Source organism: Acinetobacter sp. ANC 4636, assembly GCF_054454555.1.
The window spans coordinates 1-1,082 of the sequence record NZ_JBTKVD010000044.1 but is presented as its reverse complement, the minus strand read 5'-3'; the positions used below and the strand labels follow the sequence as shown (position 1 = coordinate 1,082).

The following is a 1,082-nucleotide window of genomic DNA, read 5'->3' as shown; positions in this document are numbered from 1 at the left end:
GCCATCAAGGATGCGGGGAGTTGGTCTCAGTCGGCTTCTCTGTTCTACACCTCCAAAATGCGTGATACACCTTTAGAGATTGCTGATAAACCTTTGACTATTGGGGTCGATGCTTCAGTTCAATATGCGGTACGCTTAAGTAATGACAGACATGTAGCTGATACTGTGTTGCCTTTTGACACACAGACAAAATCTCAAGCCTCTGACTATTTAAAACATGGTGCCACACTAAAACTTGGTTATGACAAAACCTTACTGAAAGTCGGTGAACTCTGGTTAGATTTGCCCGTGACCTCAATCGATTATAGCCGCCAGTTACTCACCTCCTACTGGGGCGAAAACCTCAAGTCACAAATCACAGATCGTTTTAATGTTGAAGTCGGACGGGTCGAAAAAGTTTCCCCACGTAACCAGGAAGGTTTTCACAAATTTGCATTTACCGCAAATGGCGTTACCAAATATTCTGATGGCTTGAATTATATCGACTTACGCTATCAGTTTACGCCAACACTGAAAGGCGAATACTACTTTGGCAACATGGAAAACCTGTTTAACAAACACTATGTGGGCTTGGATCACAGCTGGAAACAACAGAATTTCACCTTAAACAGTAAGTTTAAATATTTTTATGCCAAAAATGATGGCAATAGCTTTGATATTGAAGCCCAAAACATCGGTTTACTTGAAACCTTAAAAGTAAAAAACCACACCTTTGGTTTAGGCTATCAAGAAATTACAGGCAAATCAGCGTACCCGATTCCAGATGGATTCTTGCCTGAAACCTATTTTATTAACTGGAATACTACAGGGTTCTTTAAGAAAGATGAAAGATCGTACCACTTTATCTATGGATATGATTTTAAAGACTATGTACCGGGTTTAAATGCCATGGTGAAATATGTATATGGCAATCACTTTAAAGCTGCCAACGGCAGTAAAAACATGGAAAGCGAATCGGATGTGATTGTGAATTATGCCTTTCAACAACCTTATTTGAAGGGGTTGTCTTTACAATATATTCGTATTGATTATGGTATTAAGACGGGTAATGATTTTGGTGAAGACCGCTTCTTTATCAATTA

General features: G+C 39.2%; 1 protein-coding gene. It reads left to right on the top strand.

Features of this window, described 5'->3' with window-relative positions; all coding sequences use genetic code 11:
• On the top strand, nt 1-1,082 hold a 1,082-nt coding region (locus ACX1N5_RS15700; protein ID WP_458803574.1), incomplete at both ends, for an OprD family outer membrane porin.